Source organism: Nonomuraea sp. KM88, from assembly GCF_052245635.1.
GTDB lineage: Bacteria > Actinomycetota > Actinomycetes > Streptosporangiales > Streptosporangiaceae > Nonomuraea.
Window position 1 is genome coordinate 251,557 of sequence record NZ_JBQQCC010000004.1, and the last position, 22,523, is coordinate 274,079.

At 70.9% G+C, this 22,523-nt stretch carries 23 protein-coding genes; 13 read left to right on the plus strand and 10 right to left on the minus strand.

Annotated features, from left to right (window positions below):
• The first annotated feature begins 52 nt into the window (after nt 1–52).
• The 5 genes from ACTWPV_RS14545 to ACTWPV_RS14565 all read left to right on the plus strand — a co-directional run bounded on the left by ACTWPV_RS14545 (nt 53) and on the right by ACTWPV_RS14565 (nt 3,635).
• The gene (locus ACTWPV_RS14545; RefSeq protein ID WP_443152148.1) at nt 53–202 is read left to right on the plus strand and encodes a hypothetical protein; all 150 of its coding nucleotides are present in this window, start codon (nt 53–55) and stop codon (nt 200–202) included.
• Between the two features lie 69 nt (nt 203–271).
• Complete coding sequence (locus ACTWPV_RS14550; protein ID WP_443152149.1) at nt 272–2,128, plus strand: RiPP maturation radical SAM C-methyltransferase; 1,857 nt, start codon at nt 272–274, stop codon at nt 2,126–2,128.
• Nucleotides 2,125–2,679, plus strand: a complete 555-nt coding sequence (locus tag ACTWPV_RS14555; RefSeq protein ID WP_347645780.1) for a DUF5825 family protein — start codon at nt 2,125–2,127, stop codon at nt 2,677–2,679. The genes ACTWPV_RS14550 and ACTWPV_RS14555 overlap by 4 nt, the downstream gene beginning before the upstream one ends.
• A gap of 87 nt (nt 2,680–2,766) precedes the next feature.
• Nucleotides 2,767–3,207 (plus strand): hypothetical protein, encoded by a 441-nt coding sequence (locus tag ACTWPV_RS14560; protein WP_443152150.1) that lies wholly within the window; start codon nt 2,767–2,769, stop codon nt 3,205–3,207.
• A 104-nt stretch (nt 3,208–3,311) separates the two neighbouring features.
• The gene (locus ACTWPV_RS14565) at nt 3,312–3,635 is read left to right on the plus strand and encodes a hypothetical protein (protein WP_443152151.1); all 324 of its coding nucleotides are present in this window, start codon (nt 3,312–3,314) and stop codon (nt 3,633–3,635) included.
• A gap of 27 nt (nt 3,636–3,662) precedes the next feature.
• Here ACTWPV_RS14565 and ACTWPV_RS14570 read toward each other — a convergent pair whose 3' ends face one another.
• Nucleotides 3,663–4,724, minus strand: a complete 1,062-nt coding sequence (locus ACTWPV_RS14570) for a Glu/Leu/Phe/Val dehydrogenase dimerization domain-containing protein (RefSeq protein ID WP_443152152.1) — start codon at nt 4,722–4,724, stop codon at nt 3,663–3,665.
• A gap of 93 nt (nt 4,725–4,817) precedes the next feature.
• Nucleotides 4,818–6,239 carry a protein kinase domain-containing protein gene (locus tag ACTWPV_RS14575; protein ID WP_443152153.1) on the minus strand — a complete coding sequence of 474 codons (1,422 nt, stop codon included), beginning with the start codon at nt 6,237–6,239 and terminating at the stop codon, nt 4,818–4,820.
• A gap of 162 nt (nt 6,240–6,401) precedes the next feature.
• On the opposite strand from ACTWPV_RS14575, the gene ACTWPV_RS14580 reads away from it, so the two are divergent.
• The 4 genes from ACTWPV_RS14580 to ACTWPV_RS14595 all read left to right on the plus strand — a co-directional run bounded on the left by ACTWPV_RS14580 (nt 6,402) and on the right by ACTWPV_RS14595 (nt 9,089).
• Nucleotides 6,402–6,791, plus strand: coding sequence for a hypothetical protein (locus tag ACTWPV_RS14580; protein ID WP_347645785.1), 390 nt, complete (start codon nt 6,402–6,404; stop codon nt 6,789–6,791).
• Nucleotides 6,792–6,926: 135 nt separating this feature from the next.
• A complete protein-coding gene (locus tag ACTWPV_RS14585; protein ID WP_347645786.1) occupies nt 6,927–7,325 on the plus strand; it encodes a VOC family protein in 399 nt (132 codons plus the stop codon).
• 186 nt (nt 7,326–7,511) lie between these two features.
• Nucleotides 7,512–8,306 carry an oxidoreductase gene (locus tag ACTWPV_RS14590; protein WP_443152154.1) on the plus strand — a complete coding sequence of 265 codons (795 nt, stop codon included), beginning with the start codon at nt 7,512–7,514 and terminating at the stop codon, nt 8,304–8,306.
• Nucleotides 8,307–8,366: 60 nt separating this feature from the next.
• A complete protein-coding gene (locus ACTWPV_RS14595; RefSeq protein WP_443152155.1) occupies nt 8,367–9,089 on the plus strand; it encodes an SDR family NAD(P)-dependent oxidoreductase in 723 nt (240 codons plus the stop codon).
• An 8-nt stretch (nt 9,090–9,097) separates the two neighbouring features.
• On the opposite strand, the gene ACTWPV_RS14600 is transcribed toward ACTWPV_RS14595, so the two are convergent.
• On the minus strand, nt 9,098–9,448 hold the full coding sequence (locus ACTWPV_RS14600) for a LysR family transcriptional regulator substrate-binding protein (RefSeq protein ID WP_443152448.1): 351 nt from the start codon (nt 9,446–9,448) through the stop codon (nt 9,098–9,100).
• On the minus strand, nt 9,385–9,561 hold the full coding sequence (locus ACTWPV_RS14605; RefSeq protein ID WP_443152156.1) for a hypothetical protein: 177 nt from the start codon (nt 9,559–9,561) through the stop codon (nt 9,385–9,387). The genes ACTWPV_RS14600 and ACTWPV_RS14605 overlap by 64 nt, the downstream gene beginning before the upstream one ends.
• A gap of 159 nt (nt 9,562–9,720) precedes the next feature.
• Between ACTWPV_RS14605 and ACTWPV_RS14610 the strand changes: the two genes are divergently transcribed.
• Nucleotides 9,721–10,368: a hypothetical protein gene (locus ACTWPV_RS14610; protein WP_443152157.1), complete on the plus strand. Its 648-nt coding sequence runs from the start codon at nt 9,721–9,723 to the stop codon at nt 10,366–10,368.
• A gap of 140 nt (nt 10,369–10,508) precedes the next feature.
• On the opposite strand, the gene ACTWPV_RS14615 is transcribed toward ACTWPV_RS14610, so the two are convergent.
• The 6 genes from ACTWPV_RS14615 to ACTWPV_RS14640 form a co-directional block, all read right to left on the minus strand.
• Entirely contained in the window at nt 10,509–11,282 is a 774-nt protein-coding gene (locus ACTWPV_RS14615) for a ZIP family metal transporter (protein ID WP_347645792.1), read from the minus strand.
• A 100-nt stretch (nt 11,283–11,382) separates the two neighbouring features.
• A complete protein-coding gene (locus ACTWPV_RS14620; protein WP_443152158.1) occupies nt 11,383–11,937 on the minus strand; it encodes a dihydrofolate reductase family protein in 555 nt (184 codons plus the stop codon).
• 116 nt (nt 11,938–12,053) lie between these two features.
• Nucleotides 12,054–12,677, minus strand: coding sequence for a peptide chain release factor H (prfH, locus tag ACTWPV_RS14625; protein WP_443152159.1), 624 nt, complete (start codon nt 12,675–12,677; stop codon nt 12,054–12,056).
• A complete protein-coding gene (locus ACTWPV_RS14630; RefSeq protein WP_347645795.1) occupies nt 12,674–13,843 on the minus strand; it encodes an RNA ligase RtcB family protein in 1,170 nt (389 codons plus the stop codon). Before ACTWPV_RS14630 ends, prfH begins: the two co-directional genes overlap by 4 nt.
• Nucleotides 13,844–14,006: 163 nt before the next feature.
• Nucleotides 14,007–14,516, minus strand: a complete 510-nt coding sequence (locus ACTWPV_RS14635) for a GNAT family N-acetyltransferase (RefSeq protein ID WP_443152160.1) — start codon at nt 14,514–14,516, stop codon at nt 14,007–14,009.
• 704 nt (nt 14,517–15,220) lie between these two features.
• Nucleotides 15,221–16,297 carry a Kelch repeat-containing protein gene (locus ACTWPV_RS14640; RefSeq protein ID WP_443152161.1) on the minus strand — a complete coding sequence of 359 codons (1,077 nt, stop codon included), beginning with the start codon at nt 16,295–16,297 and terminating at the stop codon, nt 15,221–15,223.
• 286 nt (nt 16,298–16,583) lie between these two features.
• Between ACTWPV_RS14640 and ACTWPV_RS14645 the strand changes: the two genes are divergently transcribed.
• The 3 genes from ACTWPV_RS14645 to ACTWPV_RS14655 all read left to right on the plus strand — a co-directional run bounded on the left by ACTWPV_RS14645 (nt 16,584) and on the right by ACTWPV_RS14655 (nt 22,508).
• Nucleotides 16,584–17,480 (plus strand): MmyB family transcriptional regulator, encoded by an 897-nt coding sequence (locus ACTWPV_RS14645; protein WP_443152162.1) that lies wholly within the window; start codon nt 16,584–16,586, stop codon nt 17,478–17,480.
• Between the two features lie 989 nt (nt 17,481–18,469).
• Entirely contained in the window at nt 18,470–18,961 is a 492-nt protein-coding gene (locus ACTWPV_RS14650; protein WP_443152163.1) for a hypothetical protein, read from the plus strand.
• A gap of 73 nt (nt 18,962–19,034) precedes the next feature.
• On the plus strand, nt 19,035–22,508 hold the full coding sequence (locus ACTWPV_RS14655; protein ID WP_443152164.1) for a WD40 repeat domain-containing serine/threonine protein kinase: 3,474 nt from the start codon (nt 19,035–19,037) through the stop codon (nt 22,506–22,508).
• The last annotated feature ends 15 nt before the right edge of the window (nt 22,509–22,523 follow it).

The window sequence follows — 22,523 nt, forward strand, 5'->3', positions numbered from 1 at the left end:
CGCCCATAAAGTCTCCCCGACCATTTCTGCGCGGTCGAAAGGAGACATGCTCATGCCTGTTGAGACACGCGGTTCGGCGGCGGCGCCCGCCCCTGGCGCGGAGGCGGCGGAGGAGCGGACCGCCGCCAGGCCGGCCATCAAGAAGACGCCGATCCATTCGCAGCTCGTCTACACGGAGAACCTCTGGGCCAAGGCGGCGTAGGCGGCCCGGACGGAAACCACGTAACGGGGACGCCGGCGCCACGGCGTCCCCACCCGGGAAGGGAGGGACATGCGCGTCGCGCTCGCCGCCATGCCCTGGCAGCCGGTCAACCGGCCCTCGCTGCCCATCGGCATCCTGCACGAACTGCTGCGCACGCGGCGTCCGGACGTTGAGGTGACCGAGTTCCACGGCGGCATCCGGTGGGTCGAGTTCCTGATCAAGGACAGCGGCGGCGACCTGGGGCCCAGGGCGGTCATGGACATCGCCGAGTACGGCGTGCTGCACGGCCTGGGCGACTGGGTCTTCGCCGGCTGCCTCCACGACGACCCGGCGTGGAAGGACGCCGAGTTCCGCGCGTACGCCGAGGCCCGAGGGCTCGACGTCGACGCGGTGGTGCGGATGCGCCCCCACGCCGCGGCCTTCATCGACGTCGCCGTCGACGAGGTGCTGGCCGGCGAGCCGCACGTCGTCGGCTTCACCTCCACGTTCATGCAGAACGCCGCCAGCCTGGCACTCGCCCGGCGGCTCAAGCGCCTGCGCCCCGAGCTCCGGGTCGTCTTCGGCGGGGCCAACTGCGACGGCGTCATGGGCCACGCGCTGCACCGCAACCACCCGTTCGTCGACTACGTCGTGCGCGGCGAGGGCGAAGAGGTGTTCCCCCTCCTCCTCGACCGCGTCCTGGCGGCCGAGGACCCGGCCGACCTGCCCGGGGTGTGCTGGTGGAACGGCGCCGAGTCGATCGCCAACCCGCCCACGAGCCGTCCCGTGCCGCCCGCCGCCATCCCGCTGCCCGACTTCCGCGGGTGGCAGGAGGTGTTCGAGGCGTCGCCCGTACGCGAGCACGTCTCCCCGCAACTCGTCATGGAAGGGTCGCGCGGCTGCTGGTGGGGCGAGAAACACCAGTGCACGTTCTGCGGGCTCAACGGCTCGATGATCGGATTCAGGTCCAAGCCCGCCGACCGGTTCCTGGACGAGCTGTCCACGCTGGTCAGGCGGCACCAGATCCTGGACGTGCTGCCCGTCGACAACATCCTCGACATGAACTATTTCCGTACGGTCCTGCCCGCCATGGCGGACCTGGAATGGGACCTGCGCGTCCACTACGAGATCAAGTCCAACATCCGCACCGACCAGGTCCGCGCCCTGGCCGGCGCCGGCATGGCCACGGTCCAGCCGGGCATCGAGAGCCTCAACGGCCGGGTGCTGAAACTCATGGACAAGGGCGTGGACGGCACGACCAACATCCGGCTGCTGCGCGACTGCGAGACGCACCACCTGACCGTGGAGTGGAACTACCTGTACGGCTTCCCCGGCGAAAGCGCGGCCGACTACCGGCCCGTCATCGAGCAGATCCCGGCGCTCGTCCACCTGCAACCGCCGGACACCACGGTCCGCATCGTCCTCGAACGTTTCAGCCCCTACCACGAACGGCCCGAGCTCGGCTTCGCGCGCCGCGCGCCGGCGGCGTTCTACCGGCACGTCTACGACCTGCCCGACAGCGAGCTGTCCGACCTGGCGTACTTCTTCGACAGCGATCCCGCCGGCATCGACGAGGAGACCGCCAGGGCACTGGAGGCGGCGCTGGAGAGCTGGAAGGACGCCTACCCGTCCTCCTACCTGATCGCCGAGGACCACGGCGACCTGATCGTCATCGACGACGCCCGCCACGGCCGGCCGCGGACCCGGCACCGCCTGCCGGGCTGGCGGGCCGCCGCGTACCGCGCGCTGGGCGACCGCCGCACCGAGGCGGGGCTGCACCGGCACCTGAGCAGGCACGGGCAGGCGCCGCCGGAGGCGGAACTGGGTGCCTGGCTCGGCGAGGCCCAGGCAGACGGGCTGGTGTTCCGCGACGGCGACTTCTGGATCGGCCTCGCCACCGGCTCCGCTCCGCACCGGGCGCCGGTCCTGACCGGGACGCGGGCATGAGCAGCTCCCCGCTTTCCTCGGGCCCGCCTCCTCCCGGTACGGTGATCACCGCTGGGCGGCCGATCACGCTGGGCGAGCGGCCCGAGGAGACGGTCGCGTTCATCGCCGTGCTGCGCGACAACCTCGAACGGGGCACCGTCGTCGACTGGACGGGCGGGGTGCGGCCCGGCTTCGACACGGCGCCGCTGCTCCACCTGCCGCCACCGCGGCGGCCCGTACCGGCAGCGGGCCAGGAAGGGAGCGCCGGGCTGGACGTCTGGCGCTCGCGGTTCCGGATCGGCCTGTGCTACTACCGCAGAGGGCCCGGCTTCCTGCAGGTCAAGGACATGCGCGACCCGGCGGCCGCGGCCCGGATGATCATCGACGACGGGGCGCTGGGCTCCGCGTTCACCCGCTGCCTGCGCCCGCGGCGGCTGCCCGGCCTCGGGACGGACGAACGCGACGCCGTCGACGTGCTGATCGACGAGCGGCTGGTGCTCAGGTGCGGCGACCTCGTGGTCACCCTCCCGCACCGGATGCGCCGCTGGCCGGTCCCCGCCATGGCGGTCTGAGATCGTGGGTCCGCCACGTTCACGAGCCACTGCGAGGCGGCCGGAAACCGGATTGATCGGGTTAGCCGGCGATGCCACCATCCTCGAATGGAGGAAGACGAGCTGCGGCTGATCCAGGAGAATGTCACCCTGGCCATCGACCGGCTGGGGCCGCTGAGCGACGTGGACTTCGGCCTCAACCGGGAGTCGGTCGAGTGGGTCGACGGCTTCATCGAGCGCCAGCGTTCCCGGCCCGGCTTCGACCCGGAGCAGATCGACGGGCTGGTCGGCGTGCTCGGCTCGTTTCTCGGCGCCTGCGTCGCCGCCGCCACGGGCGGTCACTGGCGCAGGACGGACGATGGCGCGTGGGGCGTGCTCCTTCCCGACGGCAGCATGGCCTTCCCCTTCACGAAGGTGCGCAAGCAGTTCCGTGGCGGGGCGGAAGAGGGCGAATCGATCGCCGGCTTCTACCGGATCGCGGTCGGCTTCGTCGCCACGGGAAAGTTGCGGGGGGCACGCGAGCGAGAGGCCGGCCCGGACGCGAGGTGATCCCTTCGGGTTTAGGAATCTTTGACCCGGTTACGGTTCGGGGTTTACGGGAGCGGCGCGGCCCACCGCCGCGCCGGCCGCGACCGGAAGGAGAGGAACACACCATGCGTGCCGCGATCTTCGGGGGCGCCTTCGTGCTGGCAGGCGCCCTCGCCGGAGCCGGCGTCATGAATGCCGCTCACGCCGGCGCGGACGTCGCCACAGCCCCGGCCACGACCGACGCCAGGATCCCCTGCTACGACATCCGGAGCAGCGACGTCGGCTTCTACCGCAGCGTCACGATCAAGAGCAAGTGCGGGCAGACGAACACGGTGAGGGCGAGGATCGCCTCGTGGCCCGACGGACCGTGCTGGACCATCAGACCCGATGAGCACCGGACCCACTACTACAGGTCGCCCGGCACCTTCTACAACCTCACGAAGTGCTGACCGGCCATCACCCGCGCAAGAGGGCGGTCACCGGCCAGGTTCGGGGGCGAGGGGAGGTCCGGCGGCGAGGTCGGGTGCGTCGCGCCAGGTGGCGAGGAACTCCTCCGCCACGGCGCACGAGCCCGCGTACGGGCCGCCGGGGTGCTCCAGAGCTCTGCCGGTGAGCCGGCCGACCCGCTCTTCCACCAGCTCCCGCGCCGAGGCGGCGCCGGAGACCCGGCCGGCGCGTTCGGCGAGGTAGCCGATCGTGGCCCCGGCCCCGCAGACGAAGTCCGCCAGCGTCACCACGTCCCGCTCCGCGAGGGTGCGCAGCCCGGCCTCGGTGTAGGGGACGTTCGCCGCCGGAGCGACCAGGCGGGCGCGTACCCCGGCCGCCCGTTCGGCCGTCAGGGTTCCGGTCCGCGCGCCGGGCACCAGCACGTCCGCAGCCACCCCGTACAGGGCCTCGGCGGGCCGCACCGGCAGGCCGAGCAGGCGCACACAGGCGTCGCCGTGCTCGGCGCGCGACTCCTCGAGCGCGGACACGTCCAGCCCGGCGGGGTCGGTGACGCATCCGTGAAGGGTCGAGAGGGCGACGAGGCGTGCCCCCCGCCGCGCGGCCTCCCGGACGACGGCGCCACCCACCTTGCCGAACCCCTCCACCGCGAGCGTGCGCCCGGCCAGCCCGCCGAGCGCCGTCTCCGCGGCGACGACCACGCCCAAGCCCGTCACCATGGTGTCCACCAGCTCGCCGCCGACCTCCTGGTGCATCACCGAGCCGGTACGGTAGCCGGGCAACGAGGCGAAATCCTCCGTACGCGTGCCCAGATCCGAGGCCGTGAGGAAGCCGCCCTTCTCGACCATCGGGGTGATCTCCTGGCAGTAACGGGCCAGGGTGGCCGTCCGGTGTTCGGGCTCGGCGCGCAGCACCGCCTTGGCGCCGCCGATCCGCTCGCCGAGCACGGCCAGCTTGTACGTCATCGCCCGCGCCAGCAGCCCCGCCTCGCCGCGGGTGACGTCAGGGGCGAGCCGGGTGCCGCCCGCGCTCGTCGGGCAGTCCAGGTCGAAGGCGATGCATCCGTCCACCGAGGCCAGTTCCACGATCCTCATGCGCACTCCTCACGTCGTCCGAGCCGCGTCCGATCCGCGCCTGACGACCAATCTCGACGCGAACCGGCCCCGTGTCCACCAGAGCTCGCTTCGTCACTGGAAGCCGTCAGGACAGAGGAAGGTCCGGATTCTCGCGGGCGCGCTCGCGAGGAGCGCCGGCCGGGACTCCCGCGAGCAGAAGTTGCTGCCGATCTCCCCGTCGAGGAACCGGGTCGCGTTCCGCCTGGCGATGAGGTCGATGCCGCCGACCGAGGGGGAGTCGAGTTCGGCCGCGACCCAGGGGCCCGAGCACCGCTTGCGCGCGACCACGGCATCCCCCGGCAGGCTGCCGCCGTTCAGCGCGGCGACCTGCCGGATGATCGAGGCGTCGGACGCGCAGGGAACGGCGGCGTCGGTGCGGCGCTTGCTCGCCCTCCTCGTCGGGCTGGAGGTCTTCCTCCTGGGCGGTTCGGTCGTGCTGGGGGCGTCCTCGGGGGACTCACTCGCCGTCGACGCCTCGGCCGAGGGTTCGGGGCTCTCCTCGTACGTGGACGTGGGGGTGGTGCTCGGGCTCCGCAGCGCCTCGGGTGTGCCCCGCGAGCTGGTGGCGAACACCGCTCCCGCGGCCGCGACCGCCGCGACGGCGACGGCGGCCGACCACAGCGGCACCGCGGGGCGCCTGCGCCGCGGTGGCGGCGGCATGGGCTTGGTGCCCGACGCGAGCGCGGTGACCCGGTCGAGCAGTTCGTACGCGCTGGGCCGGGCCGTGCGCTCCTTGGCGAGCGCGCCGCGTACGAGGTCGTGGAGCGGGGCGGGCACCTCGGACAGATCCGGTTCGACGCTCATGACCCGGTAGGCGAGGACGTCGGGAGCTCCGGTGCCGAACGGCGGGCGGCCGGTCGCTGCGTAGACCATCAGCGCGCCCCAGGCGAAGACGTCGGCGGCGGTGTCCGCCTCGTCGCCGCGGTACTGCTCGGGGCTGATCCAGCCGGGAGTCCCGATCAGCGCGCCGGTGCCCGTGAGCCCGCTCTCGTCGAGGGCCCGCGCGATGCCGAAGTCCAGGACCTTCGCGCCGGAGGCGGAGAGGATCACGTTCCCCGGTTTGAGGTCGCGGTGCACGATGCCGGCCCGGTGGATGTCGGTGAGCGCCTCGGCGATGTCCAGGCCGAACGGGAGGAGCTCGTCCGGGCGCAGCTGGGCGTTCTCCTGGACGTAGGTGCTGAGCGTCGGGCCGGGGACGAACTCGGTGGCCAGCCAGGGAGGCATCGCTGTGGTGTCGGCGGCCAGCACGGCGACCGTGCAACGCCCGCGTACTCGGGACAGCAGGTCGACCTCGCGGACGAAACGGGCAAGGAATTGTGGATCGGCGGCTAATCCCGGATGGATGACCTTGACCGCGGCCCGGGTGCCGTCGGCCGCGATCCCGGCGTAGACGACCCCCATGCCACCGGCGCCCATCCGGCCTGCGATCCGGTAGGGGCCGATCGGCTCGCGGTCGTCCATCGCCAGGGAGCCGAAGCCGCCGGGGTCGCTCATCGTGCTCCGCTCGCCGGACCAACGCAACAGCAGCGATCCTATTAAGCCGGGCCGCCTGTGGCGCTGATCACATCCGGTGTGTGGATTCGTCCACAGTTGATCGCTGCGGGTCTCCGTAATGTCCCAGTCACCGGATCACACCGACACGGGGAGGAACCCGAAATGCGTAAGACCTTTGCGATCGCCGCTCTTGCCGGTTCGATGGCCGTCACCGGCCTGGCCCTGGTCCCGGCCGCCGCCCAGGCGACCACGCACTCCACGACGAGCTGGGGGAAGGTCTTCTCCAGCGACGGCAAGGCGTACACGTTCGGCAGGACGTGGGAGAGCCACGGGAAGGTCTTCACGAAGTGGTACGGCGTGGACAAGGTCGGCGGCAAGAAGGGCTGGGTCTGGTTCGAGGTGTACCAGGGCGGTCAGTGGAAGAGGTTCAACAAGGCGTGGGACGGCAAGGTCACGGGCGCCTGGCAGGGGCACGGGATCAAGAAGGTGTACACGTTCACCTGCTGGGCCGGCAAGTTCGACAACTGCGGCAAGAAGTACCGCATCTACTGAGCAGGACGAGGTGCCTGTGCCGCCGTACGGAAACGTGAGAGCCGTGTCGTGTCACACGCTCAGCCGATCGTCTTGGAGATGAGGGGCCGCCGGTGACTCCCCTGAAAGGCCCCACCCATCTGCAAGGAGCGCATCATGCATCCCGCACTGAACACCATCGACATCATCGTGTCCGACCTGGAGGCCTCGATCGCGTTCTACGCGCGGCTGGGGCTGGAGTTCAAGGTCGATGAGCACTCGCCCGAGCACGCCGGCTGCGACCTGCCGAACGGGCTGCACGTGATGCTGGACACCGAGGGCTTCCGCACCCCGTTCCTGCCGGGCTGGAGCGCGCCGACCGGCGGCCCGCGCACCCTGCTGTGCTTCGAGTTCGACACCCCGGCCGCGGTGGACGCCACATACGCTGATCTGCTCGAAGCGGGCTGTCGCGGGATCGCCGAGCCGTTCGACGCGTTCTGGGGCATGCGCTATGCCACGGTGGCCGACCCCGACGGGAACGGCGTGGATCTGTACGCCGCGCTCCCGGCAGGCTGACCCGGGGGACCCGCAGGCGGTGCCATAGGAATCGCCTATGGCGCCTGCTGACATTTCGTCTTTGCCTCTCGTTCTTTTCCGGACGTAGCGTGAAACAGCTCGACGACGGGCTCTCCGCGATCATTCCCGAGAATCGCGATTTCTTTCCGTCGGGCGGACTGACACGTGAACGAGAGGATTGTTGACATGACCGTGGTCGAAAACAGGTCGGGAACGCAGGAACTCGTGGGAAAACGAGCACTGGTCACGGGTGGCACGCGGGGGATCGGCGCGGCCGTCGTACGCCATCTCCTTGACGCGGGCGCCGAGGTGCTCACGACCGCCAGGTCGGCGTCGAGCACGGTGCCGGAGGGCGCCGCCTTCGTGGCGGCCGACGTGCGGACACGCGCCGGAGCGCAGGCGCTCGCCGAGGCCGCGCAGGAGGTGCTCGGCGGGGTGGACGTCGTGGTGCACAACGCGGGCGGGGCGCAGCCGTACGAGGGCAGCTCGGCCATCCCCGACGAGGAGTGGCAGGACGCGCTGGACCTGAACTACCTGGCGTCGGTACGGCTGGACGCGCTGCTGGTGCCGGGGATGCGGGAACGGCGTTTCGGGAGGATCGTGCACATCTCCACGGCCGCGGTCCTCACGCCGGAGGCGACGCTGTTCCTGCACTACGCGGCGGCGAAGGCGGCGCTGGTGACCTACAGCCGGGGACTGGCCCTGGAGCTGGCCCCGCACGGGATCCGGGTCAACACCGTGTCTCCCGGCAGGGTCGCCACCCCCGGCGGCGAAGAGACGCGCCGGCGGTGGGCGGAGGTGACCGCGCGCATGGGCGTGGCGCCGGACCGGAACGACGCCGACGGCCCCACCGTGCCGCTGGGCCGCGACGGCCGGCCCGACGACATCGCCGACGCCGTGCTTTTCCTCGTTTCCGACCGGGCCGGCTGGCTGACCGGAAGGAATCTCATCGTGGACGGCGGGGAATTCCCCATGGGCTGACGTCGATCGCATTTCTGGACGCCACTCAAAAAGTTTCATGAAAGGCCTTGGGGAATGGAATTGCAGGGTAAAACCGCACTCGTCACGGGCGGCACTTCCGGCATCGGCCTGGCAACCGCCCGCCTGCTGGCCCGCGCGGGCGCCGAGGTCGTCATCACCGGACGCGATGTCCAGCGCGGCGAGAACGCCGTCCACGCCGCGCGGGAGGACGGCGCTGTCCGGTTCGTCGCGGCGGACATGGCCGACCTGGACGCGGTCGCCGCACTGGGCCGCCAGAGCGGTCCGGTCGACATCCTCGTCAACAACGCCGCCGCCTTCCCTTCCTCGCTCACCGTCGAACAGAGCGTGTCGGGGTACGAGCGGATCTTCGACACCAACGTGCGCGGTGCCTACTTCCTGGTCGCCGCGCTCGTACCGGCCATGATGGAGAAGGGGGAGGGCAGCATCGTCAACGTCACCTCACTCGCGGCGACCAGGGCCTTCGCCGGCGCCTCGGTCTACAGCGCGTCCAAGGCCGCGCTGGCCGCGCTGACCCGTACGTGGGCGTTGGAGTTCGCGGGCGGCGGCGTACGCGTCAACAGCGTCTCTCCCGGCCCGACCCGCACGGAAGGCGTGCTGGCCGAATACGGCCCGGAGGGCAACGAGGGCCTGGCCAAGAGCATGGGGATCAGGACGGCCAGCTCGCAGGAGATCGCCGAGGCGATCTATTTCCTGGCCTCTCCTCGCGCCAGCTACATCACCGGCACCACGCTCCACGTCGACGCCGGCGGCGCCGTCATCTAGCGGGCTCGTCAGGGCACCGGTGAGACGGAAGCGGACCTGTGCCAGGTCTCCTGGCGCAGCAGGTCGAGCAGGGCCAGCTCCGCGGGGCCCGCGGCGTGCCGGAGCCCGGCGATGACGGGTTGCGACACGGCCGGGGACACCGGGCGCGTGAGGTGCACGTAATCGTGGGGCACCGCGGAGGCCGGGACGAGCGTCACCCCCAGCCCGTGGGCGGCGCAGCGGATCGCCGTGCCCGTCTGGGACACGCGGGCAACCGTGGCCGGGGCCAGCTCGTTGTCGCGCAGCGCGTCCTGCATCACGCAGTCGAGCGTGCTGTCGCGGTCGAACCGCACCCACGGATCCCCCGCCAGCTCGCGCAGGTCGACCCGGTCGCGGGCGAGCAGCCGGTGCCCGGGGGTTCCAGGCGGAACTGTGGGGTGACCAGGTTGACGGGGACGACGAAGTCGCCGGGGACGAAGGCGCGGTTGTTCATGAGGCCGAGGCTACGAGGCCGAGCTGGTGTTCGTCGCCGGAGGGTCTGCGGGAAACCGCGGCGCGGTGCCGAACCAATGGGCGCGGAGCGGCATCCAACAAAGATCACAGTACAAGAGGGGGCATAGGTGATGATCTGGTTGAACGGCCTGCCCGAGGCATGGTGATCCGCAAACGCGCCTCACGCTCCACGCAGCGCATCGACGTGACCCGCCTTCCCGACGACGTCGTGGCGCTCATCGACGCCCTCGAGCCCGGTGAGAACCTGGTCCTCACGCGTGACGGCGAGTCGATCGCGACGATCTCCAGCACCATCGACGTGATCCACGGCGCCGTCATCGATCGCGACACGCCGGACGAGAGCGACGACCAAGTGCCGATCGACCACGCGGGCGTGACCGTCGTGGCCACCGCGATGGAGCTGTCGACCGCGGCGAGGGTTGCGCTGTCCACCCAGCTCGGGGCGGACTACGTGGTGCTCGACATGCACGCGGCTCCCGCGACCACCGACGTGCTGCTGGTGCCCCCGGGAAGCCCGCAGCTGATCGCAGCGCTTCGATCGATGTTCCCGAAAGCTCGCGTCATCGTCGCCGAGATCGAGGACCACGAACTCGGAGTGCAGTACCACGGCCCGGTCCGGCGACTGCTCGACGCGGGCGCTGACGGATACCTCCCTCCGGCGACCCTCCCACACCTGGCCAGGCAGCTTGACCACACCCTGAGTCAAGGGCGCGAGCTCGCCGGCGGGGCCGCGACACCCCTGCAGATCGCACCGCCCGCGGAGCCGGCGGATCAGGACGACGAGTGACCAGGCGCGGGCCCGCGTGCCGTGCGCATTGCACAGGGTCTGCGGCGGCCGTGATCAGGCGATGTCCACGCGCTCGGCAGCGTGAGCGGCAAACAGGCCGGGAGCGTTTCCCGCGCGCCAGGCGAGCGATACCGCTGCGCTCAACCGCCGGCCTTCGACACGGCGAACGCGACCAGGAAACCGGCCAGCGTGATGAGACCGGTCAGCAGGTGCGAGGACTCGAACGCCTCGGGGATCATGGTGTCAGCGATCATGGTGAGGATCGCTCCGCCGGCCAGCGCGATGATGCCCGCCAGCACGGCCGCGGGCGCCTGCCCCAGGAGCGCGTACCCGGCCAGCGACGACAGGCCGCTGACCCCGGCGATCCCGATCCACAACCCGAACACGTACGTCCTGGATCGCCCGGCCCGGCGCATGCCGGCCGCGCTGGACAGGCCCTCGGGCACGTTGCTGATGAACACGGCCGCCACGGTCACCATGCTCACCGCACCCCCGCCGAGCAGGCTCGCGCCGATGACCAGCGACTCCGGCACCCCGTCGAGCACCGCGCCCAGCGCGATCGCCGTCCCCGACCCCTCCTGCTGCGACGGATGCCGGTCACCGGAGCGCTTGCGATGCCTGGCTCCACGCCGCGCCAGCAGGACGTTGCAGACGGTGTAGAGGACCGCGCCGGACACGGCACCCACCACCGCGGGAGCCAGTCCCGCGCGGCGGTGCGCCTCCTCGATCAGCTCGTACGACACCGCCGAGATCAGCACCCCGGCGCCGAACGCCATCACCGACGCGATCAGCCGTTGTGGCAGCCGGACCGTGTACCCGGCCAGCGCTCCTAGCACGAGCGCGAACCCGGCCAGCAGCCCCCACCCGCCCGCCTGCAACCACTCCGGCATGATCAGCGCTTGCCCTCCCGCCACCCCCTCCAAACGGGTGAGGCCCTCGTTGCGCCGCCAGTGCCGCCGAGCCGGGCCACAGGCGCCCCTCGCCCCGGCTCGCGCGGGTCCGCTCCCGGGCCGGTCAAGACCGTACGTAGCGGCGGAACATGATTCCCGAGGCGAAGGAACGGTGCTCGACCAGGCGCAGCCGCAGTACTTCCCCCACGGGCAGGTACGGCTTGCCGCCCCCGACGATCACGGGGAACGCGTACACCCAGAACTCGTCGATCAGGTCCAGCAGGGAGGCGGCCAGCTCGGGGCCGCCGAGTTGGAGGGTGCCGTCGATCTCCCGCTTGAGGCGCGTCACCTCGGACACGGCATTCTCGCGACGGACGATCGTGACCCCTTCGGGGACGGTCCGGAGGGTGTCGGAGAAGACGTACCGCGGCGTCTCCTTGTACAACCGGGCGAACTCCCGCTCGACGGCCGGGGCGCCTTCCTTGCCGAGGTCCTGCGTCCAGGGCTTCTCCATCGCCTCGTACAGCCGCCGCCCGAACAGGAACGCCGAGATCCGGCGAACGTGGTCGTTCGCCGCCTGGTGAAAGTCCTCGCCCGGGTCTTGGAAGTCCATGCCGCCCTCGGCATCCTCGATGTAGCCGTCGATCGAGGTGTTCATCCAGTAGATGACCTTGCCCACGAAACCTCTCCTTGGTCGTAGAAATCGTCGGGAGTGGAGACCCGGCGGAGCGCCGGAACTCATCGCAGGCAGGACCCGTGGTCACGCACCCACGCCCACCTGGCCGGATTCTCGGGTCAGCGTGAAGACCGTACCGGGCGTTCGACGCGGGTGGGGTCGCCGCGTACGAGCTCGTCGTGGATGCGCCAGCGGGCTGTGGTGACGGCGCGCTCCGCTGCCTCGTCGCCGTGCTCGATGCGCTGCCGCAGCAGCCGCATGGCGATGCGGCGGTTGAGGCTGAACCGCCGCTCGGTGTCGACCACGATGACGATCCCGGTGGGCCGATGGGTGGCCCGTACGGCCGTGCTGGCCTTGTTGCGATGTTGCCCGCCGGGGCCGCCGGTGCGGCAGGCGACGATGTCGACGTCCGCTTCGTCGAACGTCGTGCGCGGGGTGTCGACCTGGCACGGTCGGGCGATGACGTACCAGTTCTTCCGGCCGGTCCTGGCCCGGTAAGGGCTGGGGGCCTGCCAGCACAGGGTTCCGCTCCATGAGGCGGCGAACGTCTCGGCGCCGTCGCCTGCGATCCGGATGAGGGCCGATCGGTAGGTGCCCGGCCGGTCACCGGGGACGGTGTGGGCCCGATGGGTCTCCAGACCCTGCCTGGTGGCGTCGGTTTCCAGGCGGCGCAGCAGCCGGGCCAGTGCCCAGGCGCACTCCTGCGGGCCGCGCCCGGCCGACAGGAGCAGGTGGACGCTCACGGCCGCCCCCGCTTGCGGCGCTGGTCCCGGCGGTCCCTTCCGGGCGTGGACGCGAGGTCGGGCGTCTTGTACGTGACCAGGGGGATCGTGGTGGCGATGGGCGTGGCCAGGTCATGCTCGACGAGGTCGGCGATGACCTGCTCGATGCGCTTGTAGGCCGTCGGCGCCTCCTCGAAGAGCAGCTGGCGGTCGCCGCACACCACCAGCGACCCCACGGGCGTACGGCGCAGCTCCTCGACCGTGTGCTTGGCCCGGCCGCGGCGCAGGGCGTCGGCCCGCGACATCTTGCGGCCCGCGCCGTGTGCCACGGAGTGGCCGGCGTCCGGCCCGGCGTGGCCGGCCACGAGGTAGGAAGGGGTGCCTCGCGTGCCGGCGATGAGCACGTCGCGGCCGTCACCCGGTGCCGCACCCTTGCGGTGCAGGTAGATCCCGTCGCGGATCTCGACCAGATTGTGGCACTGGTCGACGATCGGCTCGGCGGGCTCCGCGCCCAGCGCGCGGGCGACCCGGGCGGCCAGCAGCCGCCGGTTGAGCGACCCCCAGCGTACGGCGTCGTCATGCATCGCCAGATAGGCATCGGGATCGGGGGCGGGGCCCGCGCCGTGGGCCTCGGTGTGCGCACGCAGGATCCGTTCGCCGAGCCCTCGGGAACCGCTGTGGACGATGAGGACCAGGTCGCCGGCGGCGAGTCCGAGCCGGCTCGCGTGGCCGGGCTCGAAGACGGCCCCGATGCGGGCCAGCTCGACGAAGTGGTTGCCCCGGCCGACCGTCCCGAGGCCTTCGACGTGGCCCGCGGGGATGTCGCCCTTCACCACGTCCCAGGCCGGGTCGTCGGCATCCTGCTCGGGGTCAAGCGCGCGGTCGAGATCGGGGAACCGGGCGGCGAGCTTCTCAGGTACGGCTCGCCTGAGCTTGACGGGGAACACGGCGATGCCGCACCCGATGTCGGAGCCCACCAGGAACGGGTACAGGACGGTCGACGCCATGGCGGCGCCGATGGGGGCGCCCTTGCCGGGGTGCAGGTCCGGCATGGCGGCGACATGGGTCATGCCGTCGAGGGCGGCCACCTGGTGGCACTGCGCGACGGCGTCGGACTCGATCCAGCTGGTGGGGGAGGCGAACACGGTGACGGTGGCTGGTCCGACGGCGGGGGATTGCTGGGACAAAGACGCTCTCTTCACTGAACTGGGTGCGGGCAGGCGGCATCACGGCGCGAGCCGGCGCCGTGGCATCTCGGAGCAGGGGGTGGTGTCCGTCAAAGCCTCATGAACACCACGTTTCCTGAGCCCGCCAAGCGGAGCAAACGATTTTCGCCGTAGGGGCCTGAAGTCACAGGCTCTTGCGCATGAGAACGCACGTGGTCTCATGGCGGCGGATCGAGCCGTCGGGTCCTTCCTCGTCCCAGGCATCCGGCCTCCGGTCGTAGGCGACGTAGCCCAGACGCTCGTACAGAGCGCGAGCCCGGGGGTTGTCCTCCTCGACGGCGAGTTCCGCCCTGCGCAGGCCGCGCTCGCCGATCCGCTGTTCGGCGGCCCGGATGAGCAGCGTTCCCAGGCCACGGGACCGGAGCGCAGGAAGCACGGCGAGCTGCCACAACGTCCCGGCGCCCGCACAGACCTGGTAGTCGACGCCGCCGATTGCCACTGGCAGGTCCACAGGAGTGCATACCGCCAGATAGTCCACCTCGCCCTTCGGGACGCGTGCCAGCTCCCGCTCCACGTGGCGCAGGTGGGTGGCGGAACCTGACCAGGTGCACGCGGGCAGGTCGCCGGGCAGGAGATCGCGCACGCTGACGGGGACGGCGACGGTGGGCTCGACGGGGCGATGGGCATCGATCACGGGCGCGAGCATGTCAAGCGACCCGGTGTCCGGGCAAGCGTCGCCGTACGGCTCGTTCCGGAAGGAAGTCACCTGCATGTCGTACGGCTGCACCCGCGATACTCAAGGGGAGGTACGCATGGGCTGGATGCCCTCAGGCGCCCGCCGAGCCGGCGGAGAAGGCGATGGCCAGGTATGAGCAGTCGTTGGACGATGAGGTCATCTGGATCGGGTCCCACGCGCCCGGCTGGACCCACATCCTCTGGCTCAGCGGCTTTCACACGGCTGCGGAGGCCAAGGCGCTCAGCGCGGGAGGACGGCGGCTTCTCACCATGTTCCACAACGGAGGACTGGGCGAGCTCGACCACCTGTATCTGTACCAGGACGGCGCGCTGGTCGATGAGATCGATCCGCCCTATGTCGACGGCGCGCCGGTGAGCGTACCCGAGTACGCGGTGCATGCGGAAGGGCTTGAGCTGGAGCTCGGCATGTCCGGCACGCAGGAGCTTCACCTCCTGCTCTGCATGGTCGGGCGGATCACCGGGCGTTTCCTCGATCGGGACTGGTCGCCTCGACTCGCGTTCTTCACCCCGTACCCCGAGCAGCCTGGGCCACATGAGCGGGGCACCATATCCCCGGATCATGGTCCTGCGGCCGCCTGTCAAGGTCCGCGAAGCGGAAGACCTGCGGCTGAGAAGCCGCAGGTCAGAGGCCGTCATTCTCGGTTACGGGGCGGCCTTCGGCCGGTAGGCGTCGTTGACGTCCACGGGAGCCGCCCCGCCCGCGGTGCCGCCACCGGGGATGTAGATCGTGCCGCCCACCGCGACGGCGGCGGTCCCGTGCCGGGGCACCGGCATCGGCGCCAGGCGCACCCAGCGGTCGCGCGCCGCGTCGTACGCCTCGGTCTCGGAGAAGACCGTGTTCGGGTTCGTCCCGTCGTGCCGGCCCTCGCCGCCGAACGTGTAGATCGTGCCGCCCACGGCCGCGGCGGCGATCCCGCCCCGGGCCGTCGGCATCGGCGCCCGCTTCGACCAGCGGCGGGAGCGCAGGTCGAGCGCGTACACGGTGTCGCGCACGTTGACCTGTCCCCGGTCGCGGCCGCCGAGCACGTAGAAGGTCGAGCCGATGATGGCGCCGCCGACGTGGTCGCGCGCCTGCGGCAGGCTCGGCAGGCTCTCCCACCGGCCGGTCACGACGTCGTACGACGACACGAGGGCCACCGTGTCCTGCAGGCCGCCGGGGCCGGGCGTCAGGGTGCGCATGCCGCCCGCGAGATAGATCTTCGTCCCGTGCACGCCCATCGCGGCGCTTCCCCGCTCCATGCCGGCCGGAATCGGCGGCAACGGCGTCCACCGGTCGGTACGCGGGTCGTACACGAAGCTGTCACGCAGGGCCTGCCACGACGCGCCGCCGGACAGCCCGCCGAGCACGTAGATCCGGCCACCGACCGTCGCCACGTTGGGGTGGTTCATCGCGACGGGCAGCGGGGCCGCCTCCGACCAGGTGTCGCGCCGGGTGTCGTAGACCTCCACCCGGCCGGTGGTGACGACGCCGCCGGCCGGGTCGGGGACGATGCCGCCGAGGACGTAGACCCGGTGGCCGAGCGCGGCGACGCTGTGCTCCTGTCGGGGCCCGCCGCCGATCGCCGCCCGCGCCTGCCACCCTTTCCCGTAGGTCGGGTCGGCCGCCGCGGGCGTCGCGGCGGGTGTCGTGGGCGTCGGGTGGCCGGGGTGCGCGTGCGCGGGCAGGCTGGGGCCCGCCGCGATGACCGCGCCGAGAAGTAGGGCGATACCGCGTCTCATGATTCTCCTTGCCTTCCTTGGTACGGGGTCTTCGGTGGTTCAGGGAGCAGGGGTGCGGCCGCCGTCAGGGCACGAGCACGAGCTTGCCGGGCCCGCCGAGGGCGCGCTGGGTGATGACACGCATGAAGAGATCTCCTGGGGTGGGTAGCGGGTTCCCGTCCACTGGCCCGTGGAGGCGGGGTGACGTCCACGCTCGCCCGCGACCCGCCCGCCGGCCAGGGCTGTGTTTCACCCAGGGGTTGTCATCCCCTGGCTACGACCGGCCGCCAGGGGTCACGATGGAGAGGTGAACCTCCGCGAACTCGCCGCGTTCCTGAAGACTCGCCGTGCCCGGGTCCGGCCGGCCGACGTCGGCCTGCCCGCCGGCCCCCGGCGCCGGGTGCCAGGGCTGCGCCGGGAGGAGGTCGCGCAGCTCGCGGGCTTGTCGGCGGACTACTACACCGAGCTGGAGCGCGGGCGCGGCGCCCAGCCGTCGGCCCAGACGCTGGCCGCGCTCGCCCGCGCGCTGCGGTTGGAGGGTGACGAGCGCGATTACCTGTTCCATCTCGCGGGCCGGCCTGTCTCGGCGGCGCACGGCCCGGCCGCGCACGTCCAGCCCGCCATGCTGGCCATGCTGGACCGGCTGGCCACGACGCCAGCGATGATCATCACTGACCTGCACGAGACCCTCGTACAGAACGACCTGGCCGCCGCGCTGATCGGCCGGCACCCGATGAGGCGCGGCCCGGAGGCCAGCTACGTCTACCGCTGGTTCACCGACCCCGCCGCCCGCGCGCTCTACCCGCCGGACGAGCACCCGCACCATTCCCGGGTCTTCGTGTCCGACCTGCGGGCGGTCGCTGCCCGGCGCGGCCGCGACGCCCACGTGGTCCGGATGGTGGCCGCGCTGCGGCGGCGCAGCGCCGAGTTCGCCGCCCTGTGGGACGCCCACGACGTGGCGCTGCGCCGGGCGGACCACAAGTGCCTGGTCCACCCGGCGCTGGGGATCATCGAGGTGGACTGCCACAGCCTGTTCAGCGAGGATGGTCGCCAGCGCCTGCTGTGGTTCACCGCGCCGCCCGGCAGCCAGGGTGCGGCCCAGCTGGAGTTGCTGTCCGTCATAGGCACCCAGGACATGAGCCCCGACGCGACGGAAGCGAGCCTCAGCGGTCCGGACGTGGGCGCGGACGCGCCGACCGGATGATCGGCGGCCGCGTCCCCGGCGGATGGCGTCGCTGCGATAGGACGTCCTGCCAACTGTATGGCGAGCATTCAGAGAAGCTCTGGCGTTTGTGACTGACCGGCTGGGATCCCCCTTCGACGTCTCTGTGACGGGCTAAGCTTGCTCCTGCGCTGCCCTTTGACGACCGAAGTGCTGCTGGATTGAGCATCTTGCGGTGGTCTGGCGTGCGTGGTTTGTGGGCGTCTGCCCCAGGAGGATGCGCCGTCCCACCGGCAATCTGTCGAACTGGGTGGACTCAGCCTCATGGCTCCATTGAGACATGGGCATGTGCCCCAAATGGCCCGTCGAGTCGAAAGGGAGGCAGAGATGAAACGATCTCTTCGGCCTCGCCCCGCCGCGTAATCAGCCGTGGGGGCTCTGATCACTGCGGTGGTCAGCAGTCCCTGGATTTTGCTTCTTCCGCTTGGGCTTAGGTTCGCATCGTACGTGGGGGTCCTCGCCGTAATGGTGGTGGGCAGATACGTCAGAGCTGAGTCGGTGGACTGGAGCAACATCTTCATCGGTAAGTTGACGCTGGTCTTCCGCGACACTGACCAAACATCGGAATCGAATGCGGGGGTGGTGGATGAAGCGAAGCCTCAGCCCGCGTGGCGATACTTATGGCGCAAGCTCGGACAACGCGAGTGAGTAGGTGAAGGAAACGGCCTCCACTCGTGAGAGAGGAGGCCGGCACTCCGAAAGCCGACATGCACCGCCGGGCCATCGCGTCACTCCGGCCCTGGAGCGCTCGGGCGAGCCGGGCCTCGCTGAACGCCTGGGAGTCGCGCACACGCGAATCGTTCCGTAGCGTGCGATCTGGTTCACGAACTCCCGGGCATCCGTGCTCCATAAAGGACTGTTATGTTTTGTCATTAAATGGTGGGAACCCGCTTGGCTTGCTCAGAGCGTACGGGTTCGGTGACTATTTTCGAGGACTATGGGTCTCGGAGAGCGATGAGCGCGAGATTGCCATGCGGCTTCGCGTCGACTCGTCGTCCGAACTGCTGTGTGACCGCCAGACTGCGATGCAATGGTTCTCTGACGTCTCGGAACACGGAGAAATCGTTTGGCTGGGGGCGCATGCTCCCGGTTGGACGCAGATCATCAGTCTCAGCGGGCATGTCTGCGGGCGAGTGAGTCTGCAGAAAGCTCTGTGTGAAGCCGGCCGTCGCGTGCTGGGGCTCGGATGGACGGACATCGATGGTCCGACCGAGCTGTTCTATCTGGAGAACGGAGAGTTGATCGATAACATCACTCCGTATCACCCCGATCCCGCAAGCCTCGGATACGTTCTGAGCCCGTATCTACGAGACGTGCCCTTCTCGGAGACGGCGGACAGCGAGGTGACGCTCAACTCCTTCTTGAAGGTGGTCGAGAAGGCGACTGAGGGCGCCATCAGCAGCGAGTGGTTCGAGACGGTCCATCATCTCTACCGCATACCTCGAGAATCTTGGTCACGTTGAGGTGCCGTGGCGGAACAGCACATCGGGATGCTCGCTTGACAACCTTCGCCAGAAAGACGACATCTAACCCGCCATGGAAGCGCTGAGCGCGCGGGACCCCCAGCGCATCGGGAACTACTGGCTCGCAGGACGGCTCGGGTCGGGCGGGCAGGGCGTCGTGTACGACGCATACGACGCCGACGGCAACCGGGTCGCGGTCAAGGTGCTGCACGCGGCCGACGATCGTGCGGTCCGCGGCAGGTTCGCGAAGGAGACGACGGCCGCGCGGCGGGTGTCGTCGTTCTGCACGGCGCGCGTGCTGGCCGCCGACCTGGACGGGCGCAGGCCGTATCTCGTCTCGGAGTACGTGCCGGGGCCGAGCCTGGGTGCGGCCGTTCGGGACGGGCGCCGGTTCACCGGTGACGACCTGCATCGGCTGGCCACCGCGGTGGCCACCGCGCTCACGGCGATCCATGACGCGGGAGTCGTGCACCGTGACCTCAAACCGGACAACGTGCTGCTCGGGCCCGACGGCCCACGGGTCATCGACTTCGGCATCGCCCGCACGTCCGACATGTCGCTCACCAGGACCGGCGAGGTGTCGGGCACGCCGGCGTACATGGCGCCCGAGGTGTTCATCGGGGAGCGGGCGGGCGCACCGGCCGACGTGTTCGCGTGGGGCGCGATCATGGTGTTCGCCGCCACGGGGCGTGAGCCGTTCGCCGCCGACAACCTGGGCGCCGTCATGCATCGGGTGCTGTCGCACCGGCCCGATCTGAGCGCCTTGCCGCCACGCCTGGCCTCGCTGGTCGAGGCGGCCATGGCAAAAGACCCGGCCGCCCGTCCCACTGCCCGTGACCTGCTGCTGGCGCTGGTCAGCGGGAACGACGCCGGGACAGAGAGGTTGCTGGCGGCGGGCAGCAGGACCGCGCGGGGCGTGCACGGGTCGGCGCCGCAGGGCGATCCCGCTCTGGGAACGATCGCTGAGGACGCCTACGAGTCGCTGAACCCCGAGGAGCGGGAGGTGGCGGCCGAGGTGTTCCTGAGGCTGGTGACCGTCGGGGAGGACGGGCACGAGGCCGGACGCTCGGCCGGGCATGACGAGCTGTTCGAGGGACGTCCCGAGGGGGAGTCGGCTGCGGTCAGGCGGGTGCTGGACGCGTTCTCGTACGTGATCGTCAGCAACGACGGCACGGTGGCCCTGTCGCGACCCGGGCTGCTGCGCGCCTGGCCGAGACTGCGCAGGTGGGTGGAGGCCGAACGCGACGGGCTTGCCATGCTGAACAGCGTCAACGTCGCCGCCCGCGACTGGGCCGAGAACGGCAGGCGCGACGCGGACGTGCTCCAGGGCAGCCGCCTGGAGCAGGCTCTGAGCTGGGCCGCGACCGGTCGCCGGCACGTCACGCTGACCCCGTTCGAACAGGACTTCCTGCGCGCCGGCACCCACCTCACCAGACGGCGGGCCAGGCGCCGGACGCTCACCACGGTCGCGCTGGCCGGGCTGCTGGTGGTGTCACTCGTGGCCGGCGGGCTGGCCGTCTGGCAGCGCCAGGAGACGGCACGGCAACGCGACGTCCTGGCCGCCAGGCAGGCGGCGGCCGAGGCGGATCGGCAGCGTACCATCGACCCGTCCCTGGCGATGCTGCTGAGCGTGGCGGCCTGGCGGATCTCGCCGGCGCAGCCGGAGGCCCGCTCCAGCCTGACGGCCTCACTCCAGCAGCAGGAGACGGCCGTCTTCCGCGACCCGCCGGTCAAGGGCGTGGCGCGGCGGCTGCTCAGCCGCGACGGCCGCACGCTGGTCAGCGCCAGCGAAGGCGGAGTGAACGTGTACGACGTGCGCACCGGCAGGCGTACGGCGAGCTGGCCCCGGATGACGCTGAGCGGGACCATCATCTATCCACCGGCGCTGAGCCGCAGCGGGCGACTGCTGGCCCAGACCACGACCGAGAAGCTCGGTGTCTGGGACCTGAAGACCGGCAGGAAGCTGCTCGAACGACCGCTTCCCGCACGAGCCGGGTTCAGCTACAGCGCCGTGTTCGGCGAGCACGAGACCACGCTCACGCTGCTGTACAGCCTGCACGACGTCCACTACCTGCTCGACGTCTCGACCGGCGAGCAGTTCGGCAGGCCCGTCTTCCGGCAGCGCGGCGGGAAGGCGGTGAGACATCCGCTCGTGGACCGCACGGGCAGGCGCCTGCTGCTGCCGGGGGACCGCCTCGACCAGATCGCGCTGCCGGGGTGGCGGATGGAACGGCCGTTCCCCGCCTGCGCGGAACGGCCCAAGGCGGTGGCCTTCAGCCGCGACGGCGGGACGCTGGCCTGCGGCGGGACAGATATCGTCCTGGTCGACGCCGCCTCGGGCCGCGCCCTCGGCGACACGATCTCCTGCGACGCCTGCGGGTCCGACGGCCAGTTACGCTTCAGCCAGGACGGCCGGCGCCTCGCCGCCTTCCGTGGAAGAGATGTGCAGGTCTGGGATCTGCGCACCCGGAAGACTGTGCTCGATCACCGCGCCGAGGGCGATCTGGCCGACGTCGCGTTCGATCCCGACGGCAGCACGCTCCGGTACGTCATGGACGACGCCGTCGTCAGCATGGACCTGCGGCCGCGCACCCGCGCGACGGCCGTGCCGGGGATGGCCTACCTCAGCGGGGACGGCAGGCTGGCCGCGATCGCAACCGGCAAGCAGCTTCGGATCTGGGACGTGGGCGCCGGCAAGGAGAGCGCCCGCCTTCCGGTCGCCACGGACGGAGGGCCGCTGATCGCCGACTTCTTCGGAACAAAGCTGGCGGTCAGGGACGCCGGCGGCACGGTCATGCTCTGGGACCTGCGTACCCAGGCCATGCTCTGGTCGGTGCCGATGCCCGGGAAGGGCGGTATGCCGATCAACATGCGCTTCAGCCCGGACGGGCGGCGGCTCGCGACGACCGTCGCGTACGGGCAGAGCACGGTGTTCAAGGAAGTGGTGCTCGACGCCGCCGACGGGCGCGTGCTGAGCTCGTTCGACACGACATCCCGGGGCGGGCCGTTCCTGCCGGGCGGCACGGCGTACGTGTCGCCGGAAAGCGGCAGGTTCGTCGACGTCGGCACGGGCGAGCCGGTGGGCGCCGGGTTCCTGCCCACGGATGCGCTCGCGATCAGCAGGGGAGGGCTCCTCGCCGTGTACGAAGGCACCACCGGGCGGGTCGGGCTGTGGAACGCCGACGGGCCGGCGGCACTGCGCCCCGCCCTTCCCCGTGCCGCTGACGAAGTGGACTTCCTGGCCTTCTCACCCGACGGCAAGACGCTCGCCACCGCCTCGCTGAACGGCGTGCTGCAACTGTGGGACGTCGAGGCCAGGCGTCGGCTCGGCGGCGCCTACCGGCTGCGGGAGGGCCAGCCGTGGTCGCTCGCGTTCAGCGCCGACGGGGCGGCCGTGCACGTCGGGATGGAGAGGGCCGTCCGCGCGGTTTCCGTCGACGGGGAACGGGTCGCGCGGGAGGTGTGCGCGCGGGTCGGGCGCCCGCTGTCGCACGCCGAATGGGAGCGGTACCTGGGCGGAGCGCCGTACCAGAACATCTGCCCTTAGGCCGATCACCCGGGG